Source organism: Candidatus Pantoea floridensis, from assembly GCF_900215435.1.
GTDB lineage: Bacteria > Pseudomonadota > Gammaproteobacteria > Enterobacterales > Enterobacteriaceae > Pantoea > Pantoea floridensis.
This window is the reverse complement of the sequence record NZ_OCMY01000001.1, coordinates 1862183-1886073: the sequence shown is the minus strand read 5'-3', so window position 1 is coordinate 1886073 and position 23891 is coordinate 1862183. Positions and strand designations below refer to the sequence as shown.

The window sequence follows — 23891 nt, the reverse complement described above, 5'->3', positions numbered from 1 at the left end:
ATCCCGAATAGCTTCATCCCGGAACACTTCATGGCTTTAACCCGCCTCCTGATTAAAGATTTTCGCAATATTGAGCAGGCCGATCTGGCGCTGGCCCCCGGTTTCAATTTTTTAGTTGGCGCCAACGGTAGCGGCAAGACCAGCGTGCTGGAGGCGATTTACACGCTGGGCCACGGTCGTGCGTTTCGCAGTTTGCAAGCGGGGCGCGTTATTCGTCACGATCAAGACGCCTTTGTGCTGCACGGCCGAATTGAAGGCAGTGAACGCGAACTGTCGGTGGGGTTAACCAAAAATCGCGCCGGCGACAGCAAAGTACGCATTGATGGCAGCGACGGTCACAAAGTCGCTGAGTTAGCGCAACTGTTACCCATGCAGCTGATCACACCGGAAGGTTTTACGCTGCTGAATGGCGGTCCCAAATATCGTCGTGCCTATATCGATTGGGGCTGTTTCCACGCCGCGCCCGGCTTTTTCCATGCCTGGAGCAATCTGCGTCGTCTGCTGAAACAGCGCAATGCGGCGCTGCGCCAGGTATCGCGCTACAGCCAGATTCGTCCGTGGGATCAGGAACTGGTGCCGCTGGCCGAGCAAATCAGCGCATGGCGCGCCGAATACAGCGCGGCGATTTCCCGCGAGATCATCGCCACCTGTGGCCAATTTTTACCAGAGTTCGAGCTAGCGTTCTCTTTCCAGCGCGGCTGGGATAAAGAGAGCGACTACGCCGAATTGCTGGAGCGTAATTTCGAGCGCGATCGAGCGCTCACCTACACCGCCAGCGGCCCGCATAAAGCCGATTTTCGTATTCGTGCTGAGGGCACGCCGGTGGAAGATTTACTCTCACGCGGTCAGTTAAAGCTACTGATGTGCGCGCTGCGCTTAGCGCAGGGCGAATATCTGACGCGCAGCAGCGGACGACGCTGTTTGTATCTGATTGATGACTTTGCCTCAGAGCTGGATGACACCCGTCGCCGGCTGTTAGCTGAACGCCTAAAAGCCACGCAGGCTCAAGTATTTGTCAGCGCCATTGGTGTCGAGCATGTAATCGACATGAGTGATGAAAAGGGCAAGATGTTCCGCGTGGAACAGGGTAAAATAGTGGTTCAACCTGAAGATTAAATGAGCGAGAAACGTTGATGTCGAATTCTTATGACTCCTCAAGTATCAAAGTCCTGAAAGGGCTTGATGCGGTACGCAAACGCCCGGGCATGTACATCGGCGATACGGATGACGGCACCGGTCTGCATCACATGGTATTCGAAGTCGTGGATAACGCTATCGACGAAGCGCTCGCCGGTCACTGCAGTGACATTACCGTTACTATTCATGCCGATAACTCGGTTTCCGTGCAGGATGATGGACGTGGTATTCCTACCGGCATTCACCCGGAAGAGGGCGTCTCTGCGGCGGAAGTGATCATGACCGTTCTGCACGCAGGCGGTAAATTTGATGATAACTCATATAAAGTATCGGGCGGTCTGCACGGCGTCGGCGTTTCCGTGGTAAACGCCCTGTCGCAGAAGCTGGAGCTGACCATTCGTCGCGAAGGTAAAGTGCACCAGCAGGTTTATCAGCACGGCGTGCCGCAGGCACCGCTGGCGGTATCAGGTGATACCGACGCAACCGGTACCCGCGTGCGTTTTTGGCCGAGCTATGAAACCTTCACTAATGTGATTGAGTTTGAGTACGACATCCTGGCGAAGCGCCTGCGTGAACTCTCGTTCCTCAACTCTGGCGTCTCGATTCGTCTCGAAGATAAACGCGACGGCAAGAGCGATCACTTCCACTACGAAGGCGGTATCAAGGCGTTTGTTGAGTATCTCAACAAAAACAAAACGCCAATCCATCCCACCGTGTTCTATTTCTCTACCGAGAAAGATGGCATTGGCGTGGAAGTGGCGCTGCAGTGGAACGACGGTTTCCAGGAAAACATCTACTGCTTCACCAACAACATTCCACAGCGCGACGGCGGTACGCACCTGGCCGGTTTCCGTGCGGCAATGACGCGTACCCTGAACGCCTACATGGATAAAGAAGGTTACAGTAAAAAAGCCAAAGTCAGCGCCACCGGTGACGATGCGCGTGAAGGTCTGATCGCCGTGGTTTCGGTGAAAGTGCCGGATCCGAAGTTCTCTTCCCAGACCAAAGACAAGCTGGTCTCTTCAGAAGTGAAATCGGCGGTTGAGCAGCAGATGAACGAACTGCTGGCAGAATACCTGCTGGAAAATCCATCTGACGCCAAAATCGTGGTTGGCAAGATCATTGATGCGGCGCGTGCGCGTGAAGCGGCGCGTCGTGCGCGTGAAATGACGCGCCGTAAAGGTGCGCTGGATTTGGCCGGTCTGCCGGGCAAACTGGCGGATTGTCAGGAGCGCGATCCGGCGCTGTCTGAAATCTACCTGGTGGAGGGTGACTCCGCAGGCGGCTCCGCCAAGCAGGGCCGTAACCGTAAAAACCAGGCGATTCTGCCGCTGAAAGGTAAAATCCTGAACGTGGAGAAAGCGCGCTTCGACAAGATGCTGGCGTCGCAGGAAGTCGCCACGCTGATTACTGCGCTGGGCTGTGGTATCGGTCGTGACGAATACAACCCGGACAAACTGCGTTATCACAGCATCATCATCATGACCGATGCGGACGTCGACGGCTCGCACATCCGTACGCTGCTGTTGACCTTCTTCTATCGTCAGATGCCGGAAATCGTGGAGCGTGGTCACGTCTATATTGCTCAGCCGCCGCTGTACAAAGTGAAGAAAGGCAAGCAAGAACAGTACATTAAAGACGACGAAGCGATGGACCAATATCAGATTTCTATCGCGCTCGATGGCGCAACGCTGCACACTAATGCCAGCGCGCCAGCTTTGGCGGGTCAGCCGCTGGAAACGCTGGTGGCTGATTTCAACAGTACGCAGCGCATGATCAAGCGTATGGAGCGTCGTTTCCCAGCGGCTCTGCTGCGTGGTCTGATCTACCATCCAACGTTAAATGACCTCAGTGACGAAGCCGCAGTACAGGGCTGGATCGACGCTTTAGTCGCGTATCTGACCGAGCGCGAAGCGCATGGCAGCAGCTATGTGGCGCAGGTGCGTGCAAACCGCGAACAGAATCTGTTCGAACCGGTGCTGCGTGTCCGCACCCACGGCGTTGATACCGATTATCCGCTGGATAGTGAATTCATCGATGGCCCGGAATACCGCAAAATCTGTAGTCTGGGCGAGCAGCTGCGTGGTCTGATCGAAGAAGATGCATTTATCGAACGTGGTGAACGTCGCCAGCCGGTAAGCAGCTTCGAGCAGGCGATTGAGTGGCTGGTGAAAGAGTCGCGTCGTGGTCTGTCTGTCCAACGTTATAAAGGTTTGGGTGAGATGAACCCTGAGCAGCTGTGGGAAACCACCATGGATCCGGATAGCCGCCGCATGCTGCGCGTGACGATCAAGGATGCTATTGCTGCTGATCAGCTGTTCACTACCTTAATGGGCGATGCAGTTGAACCGCGTCGTGCGTTTATCGAAGAGAATGCGCTGAAAGCGGCCAATATCGATATCTAATCGATAAGGCCGAAACAGAAAACCCTTCCCTGGTGGAAGGGTTTTTTATTTTCAGCGTGGGACGGAGAAACGGAAGCATGCGCCGGGGTATTTTTCATCCAGGCGGATATCTTTGCCATGCAGCTGCAGAATGCGGCGAACCACCATTAATCCCAAACCACCGCTGTTTTTTCGGGTGCTGGCGTGGGAAAGTGCAGAAGGACGCTCAAACAGTGTGGCTCGTAAAGCCTCGGGAATACCCGGCCCGGAATCTTTCAGGCTCACTTCAACCTCACGCTCTGCGTTACGCAGCGTAACTTCAATCGTACCCGCCTGTGGCGTATATTTAAGCGCGTTATCCAGTAAGTTAGTTAGCACACGGTCAATCATTGAGACATCGGCATTTACCTGCGGCAACTGGTCTGGCATATCCACCACGAAGCGAATATTACGCGTGCTGGCCATTAATTCGAATTTCTGCACCACATCGTAAGTGAGTTCAGAAAGACTAAACGCCTCACAGTTGGGTTTTATCACGCCATATTCCAGCTGCGCCAATTCAAATAACTGCTGGGCTAACATGCTCACTTTCTGGCTTTGCGAAAGCGCGATATGCAAATAACGCTGACTTTCATCTGCTTTTAGGCTATCCGCTTTATACAGCAAGGTTTCAAGATAACCATGCAAAGTGGTGAGCGGCGTGCGCAGGTCGTGCGAGATATTGGCGACAAAATCGCGGCGCAGCTGATCCTGATAAGCCAGCTTTTCCCACTGAAAGGCAACGCGACGCGCCATACCGACAAAAGCACCTTGTAATACCGCCACCTCATCCTTTTCCTGTTGTTGCGGCAACGGTAACTCGGCTAGCTGTTTTATCTCCGTCATGTCTTCGCGGTTAAGTTTGCGTACGCGCTGCGTTAACTGACGCATCGGTCGGGTAATTAAACTGAACGCCACCACGCCCGCCGTCAGCCCAAACAGCACCACCAATAAAGAAGACCACAATGACGTACGCTGTAAAATATCGAGCTGCGCTTCCTGCTCCAGCTGGAGATAATTTTCTCCCTGGAGAATGACATACAGATAGCCAACAGGCTGGCCATTAAGCGAAAGGGGCGCAACGCTAAACACTTTCTTCTCCTGCAGATTACGCGGGTCATCACCATAAACTGGCGCAGCGGCGCCGTTGAGCTGTGAACGCAGGGGGGCTACGCTGACGTTGGTACGTTTAATATGATGAGGCGGCGCGGCATCGGCCAGAATATTGCCCTGCAAATCCAGCAAATAGACCTCAACGCTGGGGTTGAGCGCCATCAAATCATTAAACAGCGCCTTCATGAGCGGCAGGTTAACGCCTTTTTCGCCAATCATATCGGGATTAAGGCTGGCGATATGTCTGGCAAGTCCGTCGGATAAGCGTTGAACCACGGCGCTGCCATATTGTGCATTAATGCGAATCTGCATCCAGCCCGACAACAGTGTGCAAAGTAATAGCAGAGAAGCAAAAACCAGCGCCAGGCGCTGGCTGAGTGTCAGGCGTTTCATGTTTAAAACCTAATTCGCAGGCAGCGAAAATTTATAGCCTTTCCCCCACACCGTCAGGATGTAGCGGGGTTCGGCTGGGTTGTCTTCAATTTTCAACCGTAAACGGTTGATATGGGTGTTGACGGTGTGTTCATAACCATCGTGTTGATAACCCCAAACCTGATTAAGCAGATTGAGGCGAGAAAAAACTTTTCCGGGATGCCTGGCAAAGTAGTAGAGCAGATCGAATTCACGCGGCGTTAAATTTACTGGCTTGCTGCGCAGCCAGACTTCTCGTGCCATGGGATCAATCATTAGCGCCTCGTGGTGCAGCGTACCGGCTTCCATGCGTGAATTGATGGCCATCGCCTCCTGGCGACGAAAAAGGGCTTTGAGCCGCGCCACCAGTTCCAGTACGGAAAAAGGTTTTGGCAGGTAATCATCTGCACCCAGTTCCAGACCCAATACGCGATGCACCTCGCTTGAACGTGCGCTGATCATGATAATTGGCGTATAACGCTTCATCGCGCGGGCTCGACGACAGATTTCTAATCCATCCACGCCGGGCAACATCAAATCAAGAATTAAGGCATCCCAATGCTGGGTTTCAAGCAGCTGCACAGCGAGATTCCCTTCGGCTGCGTGGGTTACGTCGTAGCCTTCATCCTGAAAGTTCAGACGTAAAACGTCGGCAATTCCGCAGTCATCTTCGACGATAAGTATTTTTTTTGCGTCGTGCATCATCCATTCCTGCTTCGCTTATCAGATCAATTTACCGCTAAAGACAGCGGAAAGTGTTCACATTTTGTTTAAACCTACGTGAGGCTTTAGTGAACAACAACGCACCACAATAGCATTCAGACCTTAAACGCTGAGCTCAGACACGGATTGAAAATTTCTCCATGGGGCCGCGGGTTTAAAAGCCAGTCATTGAGACATTTCTTGTCATAGGGCAGAGCGGGCCCGCGCAACAATGCGGCCACATTAAAAAGGGAGGCAGATGATATGGACATTCATTTGGACAAAAAAAACGCATGCCCGGCCGTGATTCATCCACGCTGGCTGCGAGCGTGCCACTGGATCAATGCCGCAGCCATTGTGCTTATGACGTTGAGCGGATGGCGCATTTATAACGCTTCACCCCTATTCGACTTTTATTTTCCGAGCGAGGTCACTCTCGGCGGCTGGTTAGGCGGAGCGCTGCAGTGGCACTTCGCCGCCATGTGGATTTTCGCTGCGAATGGCGTGTTTTATCTGACGATGAATATCGTGACCGGACGTTTTGCCAAAAAGTTTCTACCGCTGACGCTACGTGGGCTCCAGCAGGATGCCATCAACGCGCTAAAGGGCAAACTGGCACATGCGGATTTACGGCAGTACAACAACGTTCAACGGGCTGCCTATCTGTTTGTAATGGTGGATTGCCTGCTGCTGGTGCTGTCTGGGCTGGTGTTATGGAAATCCGTCCAGTTTGGATTGTTACGCGAACTCGTTGGCGGTTATGAGGCCGCGCGTTTCATCCATTTTTACGCGATGACAGCGCTGATGGGTTTTGTCGTGGTGCATCTGGTGATGGTGGCGCTGGTGCCTAAAACCTTCATTGCCATGCTGCGTGGACGCTAAGGAGAGCGAAATGAAAAAAAGTAATCTCGGACTTTCACCGGGCGATGCGGAGGCAGTAGTAAAAGAAGCGCAGCAACTTTTGGCGCGCCAGCTGGATTCATCCGCACGTCGCCGTTTTTTACGCCAGGGATTAACACTTGGTGGGGTGGTGATGCTAACCGGCTGCGATCTCCGCGAAACGCCCGACGTGGATAGCGTGCTGAATAGCTTTTCTCGCTTCAACGATCGCGTTCAGGGCTGGCTATTTAATCCTGCCAGTTTGTCACCGGAATACAGCGCAGATCGTATCGCTAAGTCTTTCCCGTTCAACGCGTTTTACGGTGAAGAGGATATTCCACAGGTTAATGGCGAACAGTGGCGCCTGGAGATTGCCGGTCTGGTGAGTGATAAGCGCAGCTGGTCGCTGCCACAGCTCTACAATATGCAGCAGGTTGATCAGATTACGCGCCATATCTGCGTGGAAGGCTGGAGCGCGATTGGCCGCTGGGGCGGCGTGCGTTTTGCTGACTTCCTGAAACTCATCGGGGCTGATACCACGGCCAAATATGTCAGTTTCAAATGTGCAGATGATTACTACACCAGCATCGATATGGCATCGGCGCTGCATCCACAAACCATCATGGCATTGAGCTGGGATGGACGCATTTTACCGCCTGAATATGGTTATCCGATGAAAATCCGTATCCCAACCAAGCTGGGATACAAAAATCCAAAGCATATACAGGTGATTGAAGTAACCAACCGTTATACCGGTGGTTACTGGGAAGACGAAGGATACAACTGGTTCGGCGGAAGCTGATCGCTAAAAACCCGGTGCCTGGTGCGCCAATACGCTTCATAAATGAAAATAATGTAAGGAAACACCCTATGAAAAACGTAATCGTAGCAACCTTTATCGCTTCAATGATGACCATATCCGTTGCCTATGCTGCTGACACCATGGGCAAAGACGCCATGAAAAAAGATGAAATGGGCATGAAGAAAGAGGCCATGCACAAAGATGAAATGGGCATGAAGAAAGAGGGCATGCACAAAGATGAAATGGGCATGAAAAAAGACGGCATGCACAAAGATGCTATGGGCATGAAGAAGGATGCTATGGGTAAAGAAGATAAAATGAAAAAAGACGCAATGAGCCAGTAAAACCAGCCTCTTGCTCCCTGTATTTCAGGCCATCATGTATATGATGGCCTTTTTTAATGGTTGAGTAAAAAGTCCTAAGTCTGCTGTGAAACTGGTCAATGCGAGCTGAATCGCGCTAGCATTGATCAAAACCCTGACTCAACGAGGACGTTATGGCAATAAAACTGGTTGCAATCGATATGGACGGCACGCTGCTCAATCCGCAGCATGAGATCACGGCCGCCGTTAAATCCGCGATTGAGCGCGCGCACAAAAAAGGCGTTATGGTGGTGCTTACCACTGGCCGTCCCTATGTCGGTATTCAGCGCTATTTAATGGAGCTGAATTTGGTTGATGAGGGCCAATACTGCATCAGTTATAACGGTGCGCTGGTGCATCGTGCCAATGATGGTGAATGCGTTGCAGAAATTACCCTGGGCTTTGACGACTACCTTTATATTGAACAGCTAGCGCGTGAACTTGGCGTCCACTTCCAGGCTTTCGACAAATCCTTCCTCTATACGCCAAACAAAGACATCAGCGAATTCACCATCCACGAAGCGAGCCTCACTGGCATTCCGGTGCGCTATCGCTCTGTTGAAGAAATGGATCGCGCCATGCGCTTCCCTAAGCTGATGATGATCGATAAACCCGATCTGCTGGATTCTGCCATTCAGCGTTTGCCACAGCAGGCTCGCGATAATTACACCATCCTCAAAAGCGCCCCGTATTACCTCGAAATCCTCGATTCGCGTGCGAATAAAGGACAAGGCGTGAAAATGCTGGCTGAGAAACTTGGCCTGGCGCGTGAGGAGGTGATGGCGATTGGCGATCAGGAAAACGATCTGGCCATGATTGAGTATGCTGGAACGGGCGTAGCAATGGGTAATGCCATTGATTCGGTGAAAAAAATTGCGCAGTTCATTACCAAAACCAACATGGAAGATGGCGTGGCGCACGCTATCGAAGAGCTGGTGCTGTAAGCCCTTCTTTTTTCTCCTCACGTTGTGATTGGGTCGCCATGAGTGGCGACCCAACAAACCTCTCGATGCGATTTTAAGGTCGCCATTCCTGGCGTAATACCGATCGGTTAAGCAAAAAAATGCCTGTTTATGCTGGTGCGCATGAATGCGCACCCTACGAAAACCCGGGCTATATCCACGTAGGGCCACCATTCATGGTGCCGATTCTGGTTTAACTGACGAGCATTACGCCATGTCTGGCAACCCTACCGCGATTTCACATATGGATTGTCTATTTTGTGATCCACATTGTAGTACAACTTAACGTGATGGTACTACAATCGGCGGCGTAGGCTTCGCGGAACGAAAGCAGTAATCTGATGCGCTATCGCCTTTCACTGAATGGAACATCATGACGCAAGAACAATTAAGTAAAACGGAACGCATCATCCTCACGCTGGGTGAAGAGATTGTGGCAGGGAAGTTTGTGCCAGGTGCGGCGTTGCCGGCGGAAGCTGAACTGTGTGAGCGTTTTGGCACCTCGCGCAACATCATCCGTGAAGTTTTTCGTTCGCTGATGGCGAAGCGTTTAATGGAGATGAAGCGCTATCGCGGCGCCTTCGTCACGCCACGTAACCAGTGGAACTATCTGGATAGCGATGTGTTGCAGTGGGCGCTGGCGCACGATCAGGATCCGCGTCTGATTGCGGCAATGAACGAAGTGCGTGTGCTGGTGGAGCCGCAGATTGCGCGCTGGTCAGCCGAGCGAGCCACTTCAACCGATCTGGCCGCCATTGAGCTGGCCTACAACGCGATGGTGGCCAATCACCTCGATCGTGAAGCCTTTAACGAAGCGGATATTCGCTATCACGAAGCGGTGTTGAATTCGGTGCACAACCCGGTATTGCAGCAGCTCAATGTGGCAATCAGCCAGCTGCAAAAAGCGGTGTTTGCGCAAACCTATATGGCTGATGAAGGCAATATGCCGCGCACCTTAGCCGAACATAAAGCGCTGTTTGATGCCATTCGCCATCAGGATGGTGATGCAGCGGAGCAGGCGGCTAAAGCGATGATTGCCAGCTCAACGGCACGACTCAAGGAGATTATGTGACCAGCTATATCGCGATTGATTGGGGATCGACCAACCTGCGCGCCTGGTATTATCAGGCCGGTGAATGCAAAGAGGAGCGCCGTTCAGAAGCGGGTGTCACGCGCCTGGGCGAGCGCACACCTGCCGAAGTCTTTGCCAGCGTGACCGACGGTTGGCCAACCAATGACGTTCCCGTCGTCATGGCCGGCATGGTTGGCAGCAACGCGGGCTGGCTATCGGTGCCCTATCTGTCCTGCCCGGTGGCGCTGGGTGAGTTGAGTAGCCGACTGACGCGCGTTGAAGATAAGGCATGGATCGTGCCGGGACTGAGCGTCGAACGTGACGACAACTACAACGTGATGCGCGGTGAAGAGACACAGCTACTCGGTGCGCTGGCATTGCAGCCCGCGCCGCTCTACGTCATGCCCGGTACGCATGCTAAATGGGTGCAGGTGGAACAGGATCGCGTGCTGGATTTCCGTACCGTCATGACCGGTGAGCTACACCATCTGCTGCTGAAACAGTCGCTGGTGGGTGCCGGTTTACCGCAGCAAGAAGAGAACGCCACCGCCTTCCTTGATGGCCTACAGATCGGTAGCAACGATGCCTCGATTCTGTCTCGGCTGTTTGAGGTGCGTGCTTCACACGTACTCGGTGCGCGCGATCGCCGCCATATCAGTGATTTTCTCTCAGGTTTACTGATCGGCCACGAAGTGGCGCTAATGACAAAAAACCACGCGGCAGGCAGCCAACCGATCACCATTATTGCCGGAAGTGCGCTGGCGCAACGCTATCAGCAGGCGCTGCATTTTATCGGCCTGGATTCAGTCACGCTGGAGGGCGATCGTGCTTTCCAGCACGGAATAAGGAGTATTGCGAATGTCCTGGCAAACTAAGGTTCCGCTGATCGCGATTCTGCGCGGTATCACGCCGGATGAAGCGGAAGCGCACGTTGGCGCACTGATCGACGCGGGTTTCGACGCGATTGAAATCCCGCTGAACTCGCCGGAATGGGGCAAAAGTATTGGCGCGATGGTGAAAACCTTTGGCGACAAGGCGCTAATTGGCGCCGGCACGGTGCTGAATCCGGCGCAGGTCGACGAGCTGGCGACGCTGAATAGCAAATTAGTGGTCACGCCGAATACCGATGCTGCGGTTATCCGCCAGGCGGTGGCCAAAGGCATGATCGTTGCCGCTGGATGTGCGACCGCCACTGAAGCGTTCACTGCTTTACAGGCCGGTGCGCAGGCGCTGAAAATTTTCCCGTCGTCGGCTTTTGGTCCGGGCTACATCAAAGCGTTGAAAGCGGTGTTGCCGCCAGAGGTGCCGGTGTTTGCCGTGGGCGGCGTGACGCCGGAGAACCTGCATGAGTTTATGGCCGCAGGCTGCATTGGTGCCGGCTTAGGTAGCGATCTTTATCGCGCCGGGCAACCGTTGTCGCGCACTGTGGAACAGGCTCGCGCATTTATTGCTGCTTATAAGGACGCTGTACGATGAAAATTACCAAACTGACCACTTATCGCCTGCCGCCGCGCTGGATGTTCCTGAAAATTGAAACCGATGAAGGCATTGTCGGCTGGGGCGAACCGGTCATCGAAGGGCGCGCTCGCAGCGTGGAAGCGGCGGTGCACGAGCTGTCGGAGTATTTGATTGGCCAGGATCCGGCGCGCATCAATGATTTATGGCAGGTGATGTATCGCGGTGGTTTCTATCGCGGCGGCCCGATTCTGATGAGCGCCATCGCCGGTATCGATCAGGCGTTGTGGGATATCAAAGGCAAAGCGTTGGGCGTACCGGTTTATCAACTGCTCGGCGGCTTAGTGCGCGACAGCATCAAAGCCTACAGCTGGGTAGGCGGCGATCGCCCATCAGAGGTGATTGATGGCATTAAGAAACTGCGCACTATCGGTTTTGATACCTTCAAACTCAACGGCTGCGAAGAGATGGGCATCATCGATAATGCGCGTAAGGTCGATGAGGCCGTCAATACCGTGGCACAGATTCGTGAAGCCTTCGGTAAAGAGATTGAATTCGGCCTCGATTTCCACGGCCGCGTCAGTGCGCCAATGGCAAAAGTGCTGATCAAAGAGCTGGAACCCTATCGTCCGCTGTTTATTGAAGAGCCGGTGCTGGCCGAACAGGCGGAATACTATCCGCGCCTCGCCGCACAAACCCACATCCCAATTGCCGCTGGCGAACGTATGTTCTCGCGCTTTGAATTCAAACGCGTGCTGGAAGCGGGTGGTCTGGCGATTCTGCAACCGGATCTGTCGCATGCGGGCGGTATCACCGAGTGCTACAAAATTGCCGCAATGGCCGAATCCTACGATGTCGCGCTGGCACCACACTGCCCGCTGGGCCCGATCGCGCTGGCGGCGTGCCTGCACGTCGATTTCGTCTCGCGCAATGCGGTGTTCCAGGAACAAAGCATGGGGATTCACTATAATCAGGGCGCTGAACTGCTCGATTACGTGATCAATAAAGACGATTTCAAAATGGATGACGGTCATTTCTATCCGTTAAATAAACCGGGCCTCGGCGTGGAAATTAACGAAGAGTTAGTGATTGAACGCAGTAAAAATGCACCGGACTGGAGAAACCCACTCTGGAGATTCCCGGACGGTTCAGTTGCTGAATGGTAAATACCCATCTTAATTTAAGCTGCAGATGTGTTTTCTGCCACTTAAATTATTTAGGATATTAAGTTTAATTAAATTAAATCTAAACGATTATATGCCGGTGAAATAGGGCATAGGGCTTCACTCAGCCTTTTTCCCGGCACAGCTTATTTACCGCCACGGCGGCTTTACCTTTGTTACCACTACCTGCGTTTACCGGGGCGCGCTTTATCGCACCTTAACGGCAATCGCGATTACGGAGAAACACCATGGATCTCTCTGCTGTTCACGCCAAACCGACGCGCCGTCGTTATATTACCTTGTTGATGATCTTTATTACGGTGGTTATTTGTTATGTCGATCGCGCTAATTTAGCGGTGGCCTCTGCCCATATTCAGGAAGAATTCGGCATCACCAAAGCGCAAATGGGTTATGTATTTTCTGCCTTTGCCTGGTTATATACGCTGTGCCAGATTCCCGGCGGTTGGTTCCTTGATCGCGTTGGTTCACGCTTAACCTATTTTATTGCCATCTTCGGTTGGTCGGTCGCAACGCTATTCCAGGGATTCGCGACGGGCTTATTATCCTTAATTGGCCTGCGCGCTATTACGGGCATCTTTGAAGCGCCCGCCTTCCCCACCAATAACCGTCTGGTGACCAGTTGGTTCCCGGAACAGGAGCGCGCTTCAGCGGTGGGCTTTTATACCTCCGGCCAGTTTGTTGGCCTGGCATTCCTGACGCCGCTGCTGATCTGGATCCAGGAACTGTTGAGCTGGCATTGGGTGTTCATCATCACCGGGGCCATCGGCATTATCTGGTCGCTGGTCTGGATTAAGTGCTATCAGGCACCGAGTCAGAGCAAAGGCATCAACAAAGCCGAGCTGGATTATATCCGCGAAGGGGGCGCGATGGTTGATGGCGATGCGCCGAGCGAGAAGAAAACCCGTACCAAACTTACCGCTGCCGACTGGAAACTGGTATTCCATCGCAAGCTGTGCGGCGTGTATCTCGGCCAATTCGCGGTGACGTCAACGCTGTGGTTCTTCCTGACCTGGTTCCCAAACTACCTGACGCAGGAAAAACACATCGCGGCGCTGACCGCGGGCTTTATGACCACGGTGCCTTTCCTCGCGGCGTTTGTTGGCGTGATTCTGTCGGGCATCGTTGCCGATCGCCTGGTGCGCAGCGGCCGTTCACTTGGGTTCGCCCGTAAAACGCCGATTATCTGCGGCTTGCTGATTTCAACCTGCATCATGGGCGCTAACTACACTAACGATCCCATCTGGATTATGACGTTGATGGCCATCGCCTTCTTCGGCAACGGCTTCGCTTCGATTACCTGGTCGCTGGTGTCGTCGCTGGCGCCGGTGCGCTTGATTGGCCTGACCGGCGGGATGTTCAACTTTGTCGGTGGCCTGGGCGGCATCACTGTACCGCTGGTGGTGGGCTATCTGGCGCAGGATTATGGCTTTGCGCCTGCGCTGGTGTATATCTCAGCCGTGGCGCTGATCGGTGCGTTGTCGTACATCCTGCTGGTTGGTGACGTGAAGCGCGTGGGTTAACTCATCCGGTGCGCATGAATGCGCACCCTACAAAACCGTGCCGTAGGGTCGCCATTCATGGCGACTTGGCTAATAGCCGCACGATAATGGCGACCGGGTTTAGTCGCATCCCGCCTGCAAATCACGTAATTTATCCGGCAACTGTTAGCTGTAAGGTTGCCTCATGTCAGAAAAACAACTCACCTTTGCTCAGCGTCATCACCAGTTGACCAACATCAACGTCTGGACCGGCGACAGCCAATGGCTGGCGTTTGATGTGCGACCTTCCGGCGCCTCTTTTACCAGCCTGACTATCGAACGCGTCAATGTGGCGAGTGGTGCCGTTGAAGTGCTGTATCAGGCGCGCGATGGCGCACACGTTGGCGTGGTGACCGTTAGCCCGGATTTGCCACCACGTTATGTCTGCATTCACGGCCCAGAACATCCGGATGCACACTGGCGCTATGATTTTCATCACCGTCGCGGCGTAATCGTGCAGCAAGGCATGGCGGAGAATCTCGATGCCTGTGACATCACCGCGCCTTATACGCCCGGGGCATTACGCGGTGGTTCACATGTGCACGTCTTCAGCCCCGATGGGACACGCCTGAGTTTTACCTACAACGATCACGTGATGCATGAAAAGGATGCGCGCGATGACCTGCGCAACGTGGGCGTTGCGGTACCGCTGCATCCGGTGTGTCCGCCCAAACAGCATCCGCGTGAATATGACGGCAGCCATTATTGCGTGCTGATAAGCCAGACGCAGCGTGAGCCACAGCCCGGCAGCGATCAGATTGACCGCGCTTATGAAGAGTGCTGGATAGGTGATCAAGGCTATCAGAAAGCCGATGGAAGCTGGCAGCGCTGGGCAATTGCCTTTATCGGCGATACGCGTGCGGCGAATGGCGACAAAGTGGCAGAAATCTTTGTCGTGGATTTACCCGAACCTTTGGCGGATTACGCGAAAGCAGGCGCATCGCCTTTGCAGGGCACAGCCGAAAAACTGCCAGCGCCCCCGGCGGGCGTGCAGCAGCGACGCATTACGCACGGCAGAGGTTTAGCACCGCAGCCGCGTCATTGGCTACGCGCCGCACCCAACGGCAGCGCCATTGCCTTCTTAATGGCAGACGATCGCGACGTCGTGCAGCTGTGGCAGGTATCGCCTAATGGCGGAGAACCGCGTCAGATCACACAGCTGGCGAGTAGCATTCAGTCCGCCTTCAGCTGGCAACCTGCTGGCAACGCGATAGCCTTCATTTGCGATAACAGCGTCATGCGCTGTGAGGTGGCGACGGGGCAATGCTCACGTCTGACACAACGTAGTGAGCAAGCGCCATCCGGTGATGCAGTGGTATGGTCGCCGGATGGCGAGCAGATCGCCTATATGCGGGATGTTGAGGGGTGGCGTCAGCTATTCTGCGTTAGTGCGATTCCCCAGGCATAGATGCTGCAGTCGCCAGGCTGGCTTGGGTGCCCGCCAGCTTTTCGCTCTGCAGCACGCGCTCGTGTATGGAATCTTTACTTCTGTCGTCATCGGAACGGAAGTAATCCCACGGCAGCAGAATCGTATCCATCACGGCGGAGAAAGGTAAATCGATCAGCGCCAGCGGCTTGATCGCCCAACTGGTTTTGTCGTCAGTCAGCATCTCTGCGCTGGCGCGCGTGCCGGGATAATAGCCCTGACTTGCGCCAGTATGAGACATAACGCTGGAGCAGCCCGAGGTCGCAAAGGTCGTGCACACCAGCACAGCGGTGAGCGGAAAGCGTTTCATCATATTCATTTTCATCATCCCTTCAGACATGGCATCGCCCTGGCTGGAGTGTGTCACCTGACGTTAGCAAAGCTCTGTGGCCATGTCTGGCATTTCAGGCGAATCGTCCCCTGAGTGTATGCCATATCGTCAGAATTGCTGTAAAAAAATACGCATTAGCCCTTGAAAGTCATCAGGCTGCACCCATTTTCAGAGAACAGTGTTGTTGCTGTTGCCGTAAGGGGCAGCAACGGGCTAAACAACCTGTCCATGGTGGAAGGTTGCCTAAACTTGCTGATTATCAGGAGTCTTATTATGCGTAACTTTGATCTCTCTCCGCTTTATCGTTCTGCAATTGGTTTTGATCGTTTAATTAACCTGCTAGAGACCAATCAGAACCAGGCCAACGGTGGCTATCCTCCGTACAACGTCGAGCTGGTGGATGAGAACTTCTACCGCATCACCATTGCCGTAGCAGGCTTCGCGCAGAGCGAATTAGATATCACCTCTCACGACAATGTGCTGGTGGTGCGCGGTGCGCATCCTGAAGAGCAGCAGGAGCGTAAATACCTGTATCAGGGCATTGCCGAACGCAACTTCGAGCGCAAATTCCAGCTGGCCGATCACATTACGGTGCGCGATGCGCGTCTGGAAAATGGTCTGTTAAGCATCGATCTGGTGCGTATCGTCCCGGAAGAGGCGAAACCACGTCGTATCGAAATCCTGTAATCAGGATACTCAGTTGAATGAAAACGCCGCAGCGATGCGGCGTTTTTGTTTAGGTGCGCACCGCTAATCGCTGCGTCACCATCCCGCCAAATACATTGACCAGCAGGCCGAGAATGATCACGGAAACGCCGATCATCTGCCGTAGCGACAGGGTCTCATTCAGAATCAACGCAGCGCTGAGAATCCCCACCACCGGTACCAGCAAAGAGAGCGGCGCTATACGCCAAGTTTCGTAGCGGCTGAGCAGATTGCCCCAAATCGCATAGCCCATGATGGTGGCGACAAAGGCGAGGTAGATCAGCGCCAATAGAGTTTGCAGCGAGATATGCAGCAGGCTGGTGACAATCACCGTTTCCCCCTCAAACAGCCATGAGCAGGCAAAGAACGGCACGACCGGAACCAGCGCGCTCCACACCACCAGCGACATCACCGGCACGCTGCGATTACGCAAAATGATTTTGTTGGTGATGTTCCCGAGGCCCCATGACAGCGCCGCAGCCAGCGTCAGCATCATGGTGGTGAGCGTGATGCCCGCGGTGGTTTGCCCCTCCATGCCGGCAGTCGCCAGCATAAACATGCCGAGCGTCGCCACTAAAATCCCGACGATGTGATTCCAGCGCAGCTTCTCCGCCAGGAACAGCGCGCCGAGCAGCAGGGTGAAAAATGCCTGCGCCTGCAATACCAATGACGCCAATCCCGCGGGCATGCCGAGCTTGATGGCAAGGAACAGAAAGGCGAACTGGCCGAAGCTAATGGTCATGCCATAAACCACCAGCCAGCGCAGGGGAATCGCCGGACGCTTCACAAAGAAGATCGCCGGAAATGCCACCAGGGTAAAACGCAGTCCGGCCAGCAAAAAGGGCGGCATGCCCTGCAGACCCAGCTTGATCACCACAAAATTGATGCCCCACGCCACCACGACACACAGGGCCAACAACATATCTTTTACTGACATACCGTTTCCTTACTGCCGCATTCAGGCGGTTGCCGTCATCGGTGTTGCAATCTCGGCACAACATTCCTCACCGACAACGCGAAAGAAATCAGCCACCTGTAACGCCATAGAGCGATCCAGAGCACCCGCGTTAAACCACAGCGTGCCAACATCGCGCAGGCGATTATCAACCCGCAGCGCCAGCCGGTCATCAAAACTAAACGGCGGCACCGCGCCCATCTCGCACTGCGTCAGTTCCTGCGCCTTTTCAGGCGCAGCAAAGCTCGATTTCTTGCCGCCGATAGCGCGGGCGGCGCTTTTGAAATTGATCTTGCAGTCACCCGGCACAATCGCCAGCAGATAGCGCGGATCGGCACCCTCTGGCATCGTCACTTCCAGCACCATCGCTTTGGCCGCCTGATTGAGATCGTTACCGCGAATGGCGCTAATTCGATCGGTTTGGCCAATGGCTTCATGCTCCACCACGCGATAGCGCGCCTGATGCTGATCCAGCAGGGCCGTCACTTTTTCAAAACTGTTCATGCTCGTCTCCTCGTCTAAAACCTGGCGTTAACTCCAGGCGATGGCGTGTTTCATTTTTTTGTCGGTCAGGCCAAAGAAAAAGCCCATGGTGATGCGCGTGTCGCCTTCCACACGATCAATTTCATGATAAAAAGCCGGGTTAAACAGGTAGATATCGCCACTGCGCGGTGAAAATTCACACACTTCACTGTGTTCAATCACGGCGGTTTGATAGCCGAGTTCCCCCGGCGTTTTGAAGCGCTCATCCAGAGGCTGCCACTTCTTATTGAAGATGCGCAGCTTGCCGCCCGCGTTGCACTCCTGCAAACAGACCACGCAGCTCAGCTGATGCAAGATCCCGGTCACGGTCAGGCCGCTGCCGGCGGCATCACGCACGATATTGTCGTTATGCAGGGGATTGGCGACGCCGTTGGCGTGGAAGCGCACAATCGAACCGGCGTAATCGCCCAACTCAGGCTCGTTGGCGGTTTGCAGGCTTTCCAGACGTAAGGCGTGTTTCACCCAATGGTAGATCTGATCGCGCAGGCAGTGCAGCGAGGGCGGCAGCATCGGCTGGATATCGCGCAGTTCGGTGAAGTAGTTTTCCGGCGCGGCGGTATGCTTCGCCAGATAAGGGCCGAGCGTCGTCAACGCGCCATTGGGGTAGTGCGATACGCGCACCTGCTCGCGGCAGCGTTGCAAATCGTTCACCACGGCTTCGCGCACCTCCGGCGTTAGAAAGTTGCGTAAAACCAGCAGCGGCACGCGTGCCGTAACGATGTCGTCCAGCCAGGTACTTTCCACAAACATTTCTGGGTTTATAACGCGTATCTGATTGAAAATAGCCATGTTGATCACTCCCCTAAAGGAAATTCATGAAGTTCATGGTTGCTCATGCGGCGCCATTCAGACGCCGTGCCCAGTGCCGAAATAGGTTCAGAAGAGATAAATGTCGTGTTGTTGTTTTGGAAACGGTGCAGCGTGAAATAGTTGGGATAGGGTGTATCAGCGGGATGCCACTGCCATGCCCAGGCTTTTTCGCGGGTAACAAAAATTGCGTTCGCCGAACTGCCGCCTGGCGCCACCTGCGCCATTTTGTTGCGCAAATAGTCGCGGGTGAAATCAGCGGGCGTGGCGCGATCAACGATGTACTCAAGATACTCGGCAGAATCGAAGCGCGACGCGGCCATGCCTAATTGCTGATACACAGTAGGCAAAAACCCGTTATGCATCATGTACCACTGGGTTTCGCCGCTGGTGCGCCACAGCGGATGGGAAAATTCGATACCCTGATTCTTACTTAAAGTGGCGTGGCGCACATGTACTGCCAAAAAGCGTCCGCGCAGGCGATCAACATCAATGCCCGGCAGCGCATCGGCGAAGGTGCCGGTGCCGTGTAGCGTGCGGATGTGGCCTTGCTCCAGCCATAAACAGCCCCAGCCGTTGGGATGCTGTTTGATCGGTCCTTCATGCGTGGCGGTTTCGCCGCAGCTCATGGCGCGTGCGGCCTCCAGCACCGCGGCGGCATCAAATTGGCCGTGCGCCAGAATCATTCTGCACATAGTAAATCTCTCTGTGTGGTGAGCGATGAGACGTCGAGGATCTGATGGAAAACCGCCAGAATCTCGTCCCGGCTCTCTGCCGCAAGACGAAAGGTCGCCAGAATCCCGGCGTGACGGGTTAGATCGGCATACAGCGAAGATCGCGGTGAGACATCCAGCACCGGTAGATTGAGCGGCGGCAACAGCTGACCGCGCTGCTGCTGCGCGATCCAGCGTTCTGCGGCGTCATATTGCAGGCGCTGACGTAAACGTACACGCCCCACCGCCGGCGGCTGGGCGGGGAAATCAAGCTGCGGCAGGCCGTGACCGGCTTCGATATGGAACGCCAGTTCAGCCCAGTTGATGCCGGTGACTTCCTGCACCAGATTCACCACGCCCATGCCGGAGAGCCGAAAGCCCATTTCGAGAAAGTGCGGTTCGCCGTTCACCATAATGAAGTCGATGTGAAACGCGCCCTGACGATAGCCAAAGGTTTCGCAGCAGAAACTCATCAGGCTGGAGAAGCTGGCAGGCAGCTGCTGCGCCGCGACGGCGACATGGCCGGATTCGTAAAAACTGACGCAGCCGTCGGCATCGGTGTGATGTTCGATCACCTTTTGGCAGCAGGTCAGCGCCAGCGCATGGCCTTCCGCCACCACGCCTTGCAGCGAGTACTCATCGCCAGCCAGCCAGCTCTCGACGATAAAGCCGCTGAAGCCGCGACCGCCGTAATTCATGGTATCGACCAGCTTGTTGATCACCGCATTCAGCTGCTGCGCGTCTTTGACGAGCCAAATGCCCAGGCCGCCGCCGCCGTCGACGGGCTTGACGACGCAGGGATAGAGCAGGGCATCACGCGCGTCACGGATGCTCAGCGGTGAGGCGAAGAAGCGAAATTCCGGCTGCGGAAACCGCTGCCAGGCTTTGCATAATGCCATGCGCTGAGCGTACTTATCCGGGGGAATAAAGCACCTGGCGGCGTCCGGCCCGGCCAGCAACTCCCGCACGCGCCCGGCGCTGGTGTTGTAGGCCTCAAAGCCTGCCAGCACGATCTGCGGATGTTCCATTAACCCGGCATGCAAACAGGCCTGCAGCACATCCCACGGATTTTCCGGGCGATCGAGGCGCACAACCAGATCGAACGGCAACGGGATGCTTAGCGATTGGTAATCGACAAAATCGCCCATCTCCGCCAGCACGGTAAAATAGCCCTCGCGTTTGGCCACCGCGCAGTAGGGATTTTGCCCATCGCGGGTGGCGCCAATCTGCAGGAAAATCTTTCTCATCGCGTTGCCTTACCGGGTTAACGCCCGGAGATCACTTCAGTGACGATGTCTTGCAGCACACCGTTATTCACCTGAATCACTACTTTGTGCGGATCAAAACGCAGCACGCGTGAGAGCGCATCGCCGCGCTGGCTGTCCAGCAGTGAACTCACCTGCTCGCTGCGCCAGCAATGGCGCATTTGCGTAAGGGTTAAACCAGAAAGCTGCTCCAGCTGTTGCGCTACCAGCAGATCGTCGTTATCGCCGCCCAGCAGCGTGCGCACTGCCGCTTCGTCCGGTGCATCCTCTACCTGCTGCAGCCAGTTTTTCAGCTGGTGGCCTGCGGCGATAAACGGCGAATAGATCATGCAAATCAGCTGGGTTTCATTCAGACCAAAAGCCTGCTCGGCGAACTGCGCGGCGCGCTGACGGGCGCGTTTAATCGCTTCATCGTCCTGATAACGTGCCGCCATTTCATCGATCAGCTGCGGTGGGAAATCCTTTTTCACCATTAACCCAAGCGCAAAGCGCACATATTCGCGAATGCCTTCGGCGTAGCTACGCTGTAATAGCGTCTCCGCACGCAGACCGCGAATATGTGCCATTAACGTCGGGTTGCCGCAGTCCGATTCGGAAAAGCTGAACATCAGCTCATCAAAGCGGAAATGCATAAATTCCGTCAGCAGCGCCCAGTGCGCGCCGGCTTCATAGGCGGTGTCTTGATAGATGTTGAAGAACAGCGGATCGCGCACCAGCTGCCAGGTAATACGGTGCGCGGGGGTCACCTGATCGGCGCCGTAAATATCAGCAAAGTAGCGCTCAGCGACGCCATCTAAGGTTTGCAGGAAGCCGCTAAAGCCGCGTGACTTATCCGCCACCGGTGCATTAAACAGACGTGATAGATGGCGCGCCCACGCCAGATAAGCGGTTTGTTCCTGCGGTGAATCGCCGGTGATGATCACATCAACGCCGCCGTCATAATGCGCCGCCAAACCAAAGGAGTTCACCATGCTGAGGTTGCAGGCATTACAAAAGGTAGAGCGCGCATCGGCACGGAAACGGTGGCCATTCATCAGCACATCGTTGCGATTCTGCTGACGTACGCTGTCTGGCATGGGCAAATGACGATCGAAAGGGCGGATTTGCAGGCCATCGATTACCAAACATTCGGTGAAGTCATCTTCAAAGATATGCAACGCGCGATACACGCGATCGATATTTTCCATCACGCTGTCGTTCATCGCCGCATGGCGGTTGGTGCTGATGCGCAACTGAAACGTGCTGCCGTGCTGCTGCCAGATCAGTCCCTGAATGTAGCGTACATACGCCACCATATAGCTGCTGTCTTTGCCGCCGCCATAAGCCAGCAGTACGCGATTGTTTCCAGGATTGGCCGCATCGGGTAACGCGGCAAGCAGACGGTGCGAGCAACGCTGGGCTGAGTCGATAATCGTGGCAGTGAGATATTCTTCAATTTCTCTCATCATGGCGGACAGATTATTCATTTTTCACTTCATCCTTTGGCTAAGAAAATCGCAATTGTCCTGCTGGCGGCAGCGAGCGGAAATGGGCCACGAAGGGGTTACGGAATGAATTTTTCAGCGCGCAGGGTTCTCAATTAACTAATGCAGCCTAAAGTACTTTGAATGTAATCTGGTGAATACGCACAGATCATCACGAAATAGGGTGGAACAGATGGCGGGTGAAACGGAACAGGGCAGTCGTTACCGTCAAATTGCAGAACAGATAAAACAAGCCATTCATAGTGGTTCTCTGCCGCCCGACAGCCGGTTACCTTCGGTGCGCACGCTGGCAACGCAGCACAGTGTCAGTATGACCACTGCGCTAAAAACATTACGTACGCTTGAGGATGAGCACTACGCGGTCGCGCGGCCGAAGTCCGGGTTTTTTGTCGCGCCGCGCAAGGCCGATAATGTTTTTCCGGCGGTCATCAATGAGCAAGCGCGCGACGTTGCACCGCTCGACGAGCAAACCGAACTGCATCTGGCGATGCTGGGATCGGACTGTCGCGTGCGGCTGGATCTGGCGAACGGCGATATTTCACTCTATCCGGTCAAGAAAATCGGCTTGCTGATGCGTCAGATGGGTTACAGCAAACCGGCGCTGCTGGGGAATACGGTTAAAGGCACCGGTTATATGCCATTGAAAACCGAAATTGCCCGCCGGGCGGTGGATTATGGCTGCAATATCAGTGCAGATGACATCCTGATCACCAATGGCTGTATTGAAGCGATCTCTCTGGCGCTGCGCGCGACGACGCAGCCTGGCGATATCGTCGCAGTGGAATCGCCCTGCTATTTTGTGCTGCTGCAAATGCTACATAACCTCAATCTACGCGTGATTGAAGTGGAGGCTGGCCCTGCAGGCTACGTGAATGTTGAAAAACTGACGTCGCTATTTCAGCGCAAAGCGGTGCAGGCCTACCTCACCATTAACAACATCAATAATCCGCTGGGCAAAAGCATTCCTAACGAGCAGAAAGCCTATATCGCCCGCCAGGCCGACGAGAACGATGTGGTGATCATCGAAGATGATATTTTCGGCGATACCGCCTTTGGCGAGCGTCGTCCGTTCCCGATGCGCGCCTTCAGCCCAAATGCCATTTTGTGCAGCGGCTTCTCGAAAACCGTCGCGCCCGGCATACGTATTGGCTGGGTGCACAGCAGCAACTACATGCGCAAAATCGCCTCGCTGAAATACACCACCAGCATGGGAACCTCGGTGCTGTCGCAGGCGGCAATTGCCGAACTGCTGCGCAGCGGCGGCTACGACGCCCATCTGCGCAAGCTGCGGCGCGAGCTGAAAAACCAAATCCAGCACATGCGCCAGGCGGTGCTGCGCTACTTCCCGCCGGGCACGCGCGTCTCCGATCCCGAAGGAGGATATGTGTTATGGGTGGAGATGCCATTGGGCGCGTTGAACGTGCGCGCGCTGTTTCTTAAGGCGCGTAATGCAGGCATCGGTATCGCACCGGGGCATATTTTCGCCACTGATGACCGCTACGATCACTGTTTCCGACTCAACGCCGGCTTTGGCTGGAATGCCGAAGTGGAGCAGGCGATTCAGCAGCTGGGGCAGTGGTGCCAGTTGTCGTTGGGAGCGGCGATGTAAATATACTCTGAGG

The 23891-nt window shown here is 54.6% G+C and carries 23 protein-coding genes; 14 read left to right on the top strand and 9 right to left on the bottom strand.

Going from position 1 to position 23891, the window contains the following annotated elements; genetic code table 11:
- Positions 1-30: 30 nt before the first annotated feature.
- Positions 31-1116, top strand: a complete 1086-nt coding sequence (recF, locus tag CRO19_RS08775) for a DNA replication/repair protein RecF (protein ID WP_097095491.1) — start codon at positions 31-33, stop codon at positions 1114-1116.
- Positions 1117-1133: 17 nt separating this feature from the next.
- Positions 1134-3542, top strand: coding sequence for a DNA topoisomerase (ATP-hydrolyzing) subunit B (gene gyrB / locus CRO19_RS08770; RefSeq protein WP_097095490.1), 2409 nt, complete (start codon positions 1134-1136; stop codon positions 3540-3542).
- 51 nt (positions 3543-3593) lie between these two features.
- Here the strand turns inward: gyrB and CRO19_RS08765 are convergent, their stop codons facing one another.
- Positions 3594-5066: a sensor histidine kinase gene (locus CRO19_RS08765; protein ID WP_097095489.1), complete on the bottom strand. Its 1473-nt coding sequence runs from the start codon at positions 5064-5066 to the stop codon at positions 3594-3596.
- 9 nt (positions 5067-5075) lie between these two features.
- Positions 5076-5786, bottom strand: a complete 711-nt coding sequence (locus CRO19_RS08760) for a response regulator transcription factor (RefSeq protein ID WP_097095488.1) — start codon at positions 5784-5786, stop codon at positions 5076-5078.
- Between the two features lie 264 nt (positions 5787-6050).
- On the opposite strand from CRO19_RS08760, the gene CRO19_RS08755 reads away from it, so the two are divergent.
- The 10 genes from CRO19_RS08755 (at position 6051) to CRO19_RS08710 (ending at position 15448) form a co-directional block, all read left to right on the top strand.
- Positions 6051-6668 (top strand): cytochrome b/b6 domain-containing protein, encoded by a 618-nt coding sequence (locus tag CRO19_RS08755; protein ID WP_097095487.1) that lies wholly within the window; start codon positions 6051-6053, stop codon positions 6666-6668.
- Between the two features lie 10 nt (positions 6669-6678).
- The gene (locus CRO19_RS08750) at positions 6679-7467 is read left to right on the top strand and encodes a molybdopterin-dependent oxidoreductase (RefSeq protein ID WP_097095486.1); all 789 of its coding nucleotides are present in this window, start codon (positions 6679-6681) and stop codon (positions 7465-7467) included.
- Between the two features lie 68 nt (positions 7468-7535).
- The gene (locus CRO19_RS08745) at positions 7536-7811 is read left to right on the top strand and encodes a hypothetical protein (protein ID WP_097095485.1); all 276 of its coding nucleotides are present in this window, start codon (positions 7536-7538) and stop codon (positions 7809-7811) included.
- Positions 7812-7963: 152 nt separating this feature from the next.
- The gene (gene yidA / locus CRO19_RS08740; RefSeq protein ID WP_097095484.1) at positions 7964-8773 is read left to right on the top strand and encodes a sugar-phosphatase; all 810 of its coding nucleotides are present in this window, start codon (positions 7964-7966) and stop codon (positions 8771-8773) included.
- Positions 8774-9164: 391 nt separating this feature from the next.
- On the top strand, positions 9165-9863 hold the full coding sequence (locus tag CRO19_RS08735) for a FadR/GntR family transcriptional regulator (RefSeq protein WP_097095483.1): 699 nt from the start codon (positions 9165-9167) through the stop codon (positions 9861-9863).
- Positions 9860-10738, top strand: a complete 879-nt coding sequence (locus CRO19_RS08730) for a 2-dehydro-3-deoxygalactonokinase (RefSeq protein ID WP_097095482.1) — start codon at positions 9860-9862, stop codon at positions 10736-10738. The genes CRO19_RS08735 and CRO19_RS08730 overlap by 4 nt, the downstream gene beginning before the upstream one ends.
- Positions 10722-11339, top strand: coding sequence for a 2-dehydro-3-deoxy-6-phosphogalactonate aldolase (locus tag CRO19_RS08725; RefSeq protein WP_097095481.1), 618 nt, complete (start codon positions 10722-10724; stop codon positions 11337-11339). Before CRO19_RS08730 ends, CRO19_RS08725 begins: the two co-directional genes overlap by 17 nt.
- Positions 11336-12484, top strand: coding sequence for a galactonate dehydratase (gene dgoD, locus CRO19_RS08720; RefSeq protein WP_097095480.1), 1149 nt, complete (start codon positions 11336-11338; stop codon positions 12482-12484). The genes CRO19_RS08725 and dgoD overlap by 4 nt, the downstream gene beginning before the upstream one ends.
- Positions 12485-12729: 245 nt before the next feature.
- The gene (locus CRO19_RS08715; protein WP_097095479.1) at positions 12730-14022 is read left to right on the top strand and encodes an MFS transporter; all 1293 of its coding nucleotides are present in this window, start codon (positions 12730-12732) and stop codon (positions 14020-14022) included.
- Between the two features lie 163 nt (positions 14023-14185).
- Positions 14186-15448: a YidR family protein gene (locus tag CRO19_RS08710; protein WP_097095478.1), complete on the top strand. Its 1263-nt coding sequence runs from the start codon at positions 14186-14188 to the stop codon at positions 15446-15448.
- Here the strand turns inward: CRO19_RS08710 and CRO19_RS08705 are convergent.
- Entirely contained in the window at positions 15426-15785 is a 360-nt protein-coding gene (locus CRO19_RS08705; protein ID WP_320204469.1) for a YceK/YidQ family lipoprotein, read from the bottom strand. The genes CRO19_RS08710 and CRO19_RS08705 overlap by 23 nt on opposite strands.
- Positions 15786-16070: 285 nt before the next feature.
- On the opposite strand from CRO19_RS08705, the gene ibpA reads away from it, so the two are divergent.
- Positions 16071-16484, top strand: coding sequence for a small heat shock chaperone IbpA (gene ibpA, locus CRO19_RS08700; RefSeq protein WP_097095476.1), 414 nt, complete (start codon positions 16071-16073; stop codon positions 16482-16484).
- A gap of 49 nt (positions 16485-16533) precedes the next feature.
- Here the strand turns inward: ibpA and CRO19_RS08695 are convergent, their stop codons facing one another.
- Genes CRO19_RS08695 through CRO19_RS08670 form a run of 6 tightly spaced genes read right to left on the bottom strand, consistent with a single transcriptional unit; the run spans position 16534 to position 22251 of the window.
- Positions 16534-17439, bottom strand: a complete 906-nt coding sequence (locus CRO19_RS08695; RefSeq protein WP_097095475.1) for an EamA family transporter — start codon at positions 17437-17439, stop codon at positions 16534-16536.
- Positions 17440-17460: 21 nt separating this feature from the next.
- A complete protein-coding gene (locus CRO19_RS08690; RefSeq protein ID WP_097095474.1) occupies positions 17461-17961 on the bottom strand; it encodes a YbaK/EbsC family protein in 501 nt (166 codons plus the stop codon).
- A 27-nt stretch (positions 17962-17988) separates the two neighbouring features.
- Positions 17989-18789 (bottom strand): 2OG-Fe(II)-dependent halogenase WelO5 family protein, encoded by an 801-nt coding sequence (locus CRO19_RS08685; protein ID WP_097097619.1) that lies wholly within the window; start codon positions 18787-18789, stop codon positions 17989-17991.
- A gap of 5 nt (positions 18790-18794) precedes the next feature.
- Positions 18795-19502 (bottom strand): class II glutamine amidotransferase, encoded by a 708-nt coding sequence (locus CRO19_RS08680; protein ID WP_097095473.1) that lies wholly within the window; start codon positions 19500-19502, stop codon positions 18795-18797.
- Positions 19490-20767 (bottom strand): ATP-grasp domain-containing protein, encoded by a 1278-nt coding sequence (locus tag CRO19_RS08675; protein WP_097095472.1) that lies wholly within the window; start codon positions 20765-20767, stop codon positions 19490-19492. Before CRO19_RS08675 ends, CRO19_RS08680 begins: the two co-directional genes overlap by 13 nt.
- 17 nt (positions 20768-20784) lie before the next feature.
- The gene (locus tag CRO19_RS08670) at positions 20785-22251 is read right to left on the bottom strand and encodes a hypothetical protein (protein ID WP_097095471.1); all 1467 of its coding nucleotides are present in this window, start codon (positions 22249-22251) and stop codon (positions 20785-20787) included.
- Positions 22252-22441: 190 nt separating this feature from the next.
- Here CRO19_RS08670 and CRO19_RS08665 point away from each other — a divergent pair, with 190 nt between their 5' ends.
- The gene (locus CRO19_RS08665; protein WP_097095470.1) at positions 22442-23878 is read left to right on the top strand and encodes an aminotransferase-like domain-containing protein; all 1437 of its coding nucleotides are present in this window, start codon (positions 22442-22444) and stop codon (positions 23876-23878) included.
- Positions 23879-23891: the final 13 nt, after the last annotated feature.

What these genes read in the sequence shown, in the direction of transcription:
- CRO19_RS08680 (WP_097095473.1), bottom strand. Translation starts at nt 19,502, where the DNA reads ATGTGCAGAATGATTCTGGCGCACGGCCAATTTGATGCCGCCGCGGTG.
- CRO19_RS08690 (WP_097095474.1), bottom strand. Translation starts at nt 17,961, where the DNA reads ATGAACAGTTTTGAAAAAGTGACGGCCCTGCTGGATCAGCATCAGGCG.
- CRO19_RS08745 (WP_097095485.1), top strand. Translation starts at nt 7,536, where the DNA reads ATGAAAAACGTAATCGTAGCAACCTTTATCGCTTCAATGATGACCATA.
- CRO19_RS08675 (WP_097095472.1), bottom strand. Translation starts at nt 20,767, where the DNA reads ATGAGAAAGATTTTCCTGCAGATTGGCGCCACCCGCGATGGGCAAAAT.
- recF (WP_097095491.1), top strand. Translation starts at nt 31, where the DNA reads ATGGCTTTAACCCGCCTCCTGATTAAAGATTTTCGCAATATTGAGCAG.
- CRO19_RS08665 (WP_097095470.1), top strand. Translation starts at nt 22,442, where the DNA reads ATGGCGGGTGAAACGGAACAGGGCAGTCGTTACCGTCAAATTGCAGAA.
- CRO19_RS08735 (WP_097095483.1), top strand. Translation starts at nt 9,165, where the DNA reads ATGACGCAAGAACAATTAAGTAAAACGGAACGCATCATCCTCACGCTG.
- CRO19_RS08695 (WP_097095475.1), bottom strand. Translation starts at nt 17,439, where the DNA reads ATGTCAGTAAAAGATATGTTGTTGGCCCTGTGTGTCGTGGTGGCGTGG.
- CRO19_RS08715 (WP_097095479.1), top strand. Translation starts at nt 12,730, where the DNA reads ATGGATCTCTCTGCTGTTCACGCCAAACCGACGCGCCGTCGTTATATT.
- CRO19_RS08670 (WP_097095471.1), bottom strand. Translation starts at nt 22,251, where the DNA reads ATGAATAATCTGTCCGCCATGATGAGAGAAATTGAAGAATATCTCACT.
- dgoD (WP_097095480.1), top strand. Translation starts at nt 11,336, where the DNA reads ATGAAAATTACCAAACTGACCACTTATCGCCTGCCGCCGCGCTGGATG.
- CRO19_RS08755 (WP_097095487.1), top strand. Translation starts at nt 6,051, where the DNA reads ATGGACATTCATTTGGACAAAAAAAACGCATGCCCGGCCGTGATTCAT.
- CRO19_RS08750 (WP_097095486.1), top strand. Translation starts at nt 6,679, where the DNA reads ATGAAAAAAAGTAATCTCGGACTTTCACCGGGCGATGCGGAGGCAGTA.
- CRO19_RS08685 (WP_097097619.1), bottom strand. Translation starts at nt 18,789, where the DNA reads ATGGCTATTTTCAATCAGATACGCGTTATAAACCCAGAAATGTTTGTG.
- CRO19_RS08705 (WP_320204469.1), bottom strand. Translation starts at nt 15,785, where the DNA reads ATGAATATGATGAAACGCTTTCCGCTCACCGCTGTGCTGGTGTGCACG.
- CRO19_RS08710 (WP_097095478.1), top strand. Translation starts at nt 14,186, where the DNA reads ATGTCAGAAAAACAACTCACCTTTGCTCAGCGTCATCACCAGTTGACC.
- ibpA (WP_097095476.1), top strand. Translation starts at nt 16,071, where the DNA reads ATGCGTAACTTTGATCTCTCTCCGCTTTATCGTTCTGCAATTGGTTTT.
- gyrB (WP_097095490.1), top strand. Translation starts at nt 1,134, where the DNA reads ATGTCGAATTCTTATGACTCCTCAAGTATCAAAGTCCTGAAAGGGCTT.
- yidA (WP_097095484.1), top strand. Translation starts at nt 7,964, where the DNA reads ATGGCAATAAAACTGGTTGCAATCGATATGGACGGCACGCTGCTCAAT.
- CRO19_RS08765 (WP_097095489.1), bottom strand. Translation starts at nt 5,066, where the DNA reads ATGAAACGCCTGACACTCAGCCAGCGCCTGGCGCTGGTTTTTGCTTCT.
- CRO19_RS08760 (WP_097095488.1), bottom strand. Translation starts at nt 5,786, where the DNA reads ATGCACGACGCAAAAAAAATACTTATCGTCGAAGATGACTGCGGAATT.
- CRO19_RS08725 (WP_097095481.1), top strand. Translation starts at nt 10,722, where the DNA reads ATGTCCTGGCAAACTAAGGTTCCGCTGATCGCGATTCTGCGCGGTATC.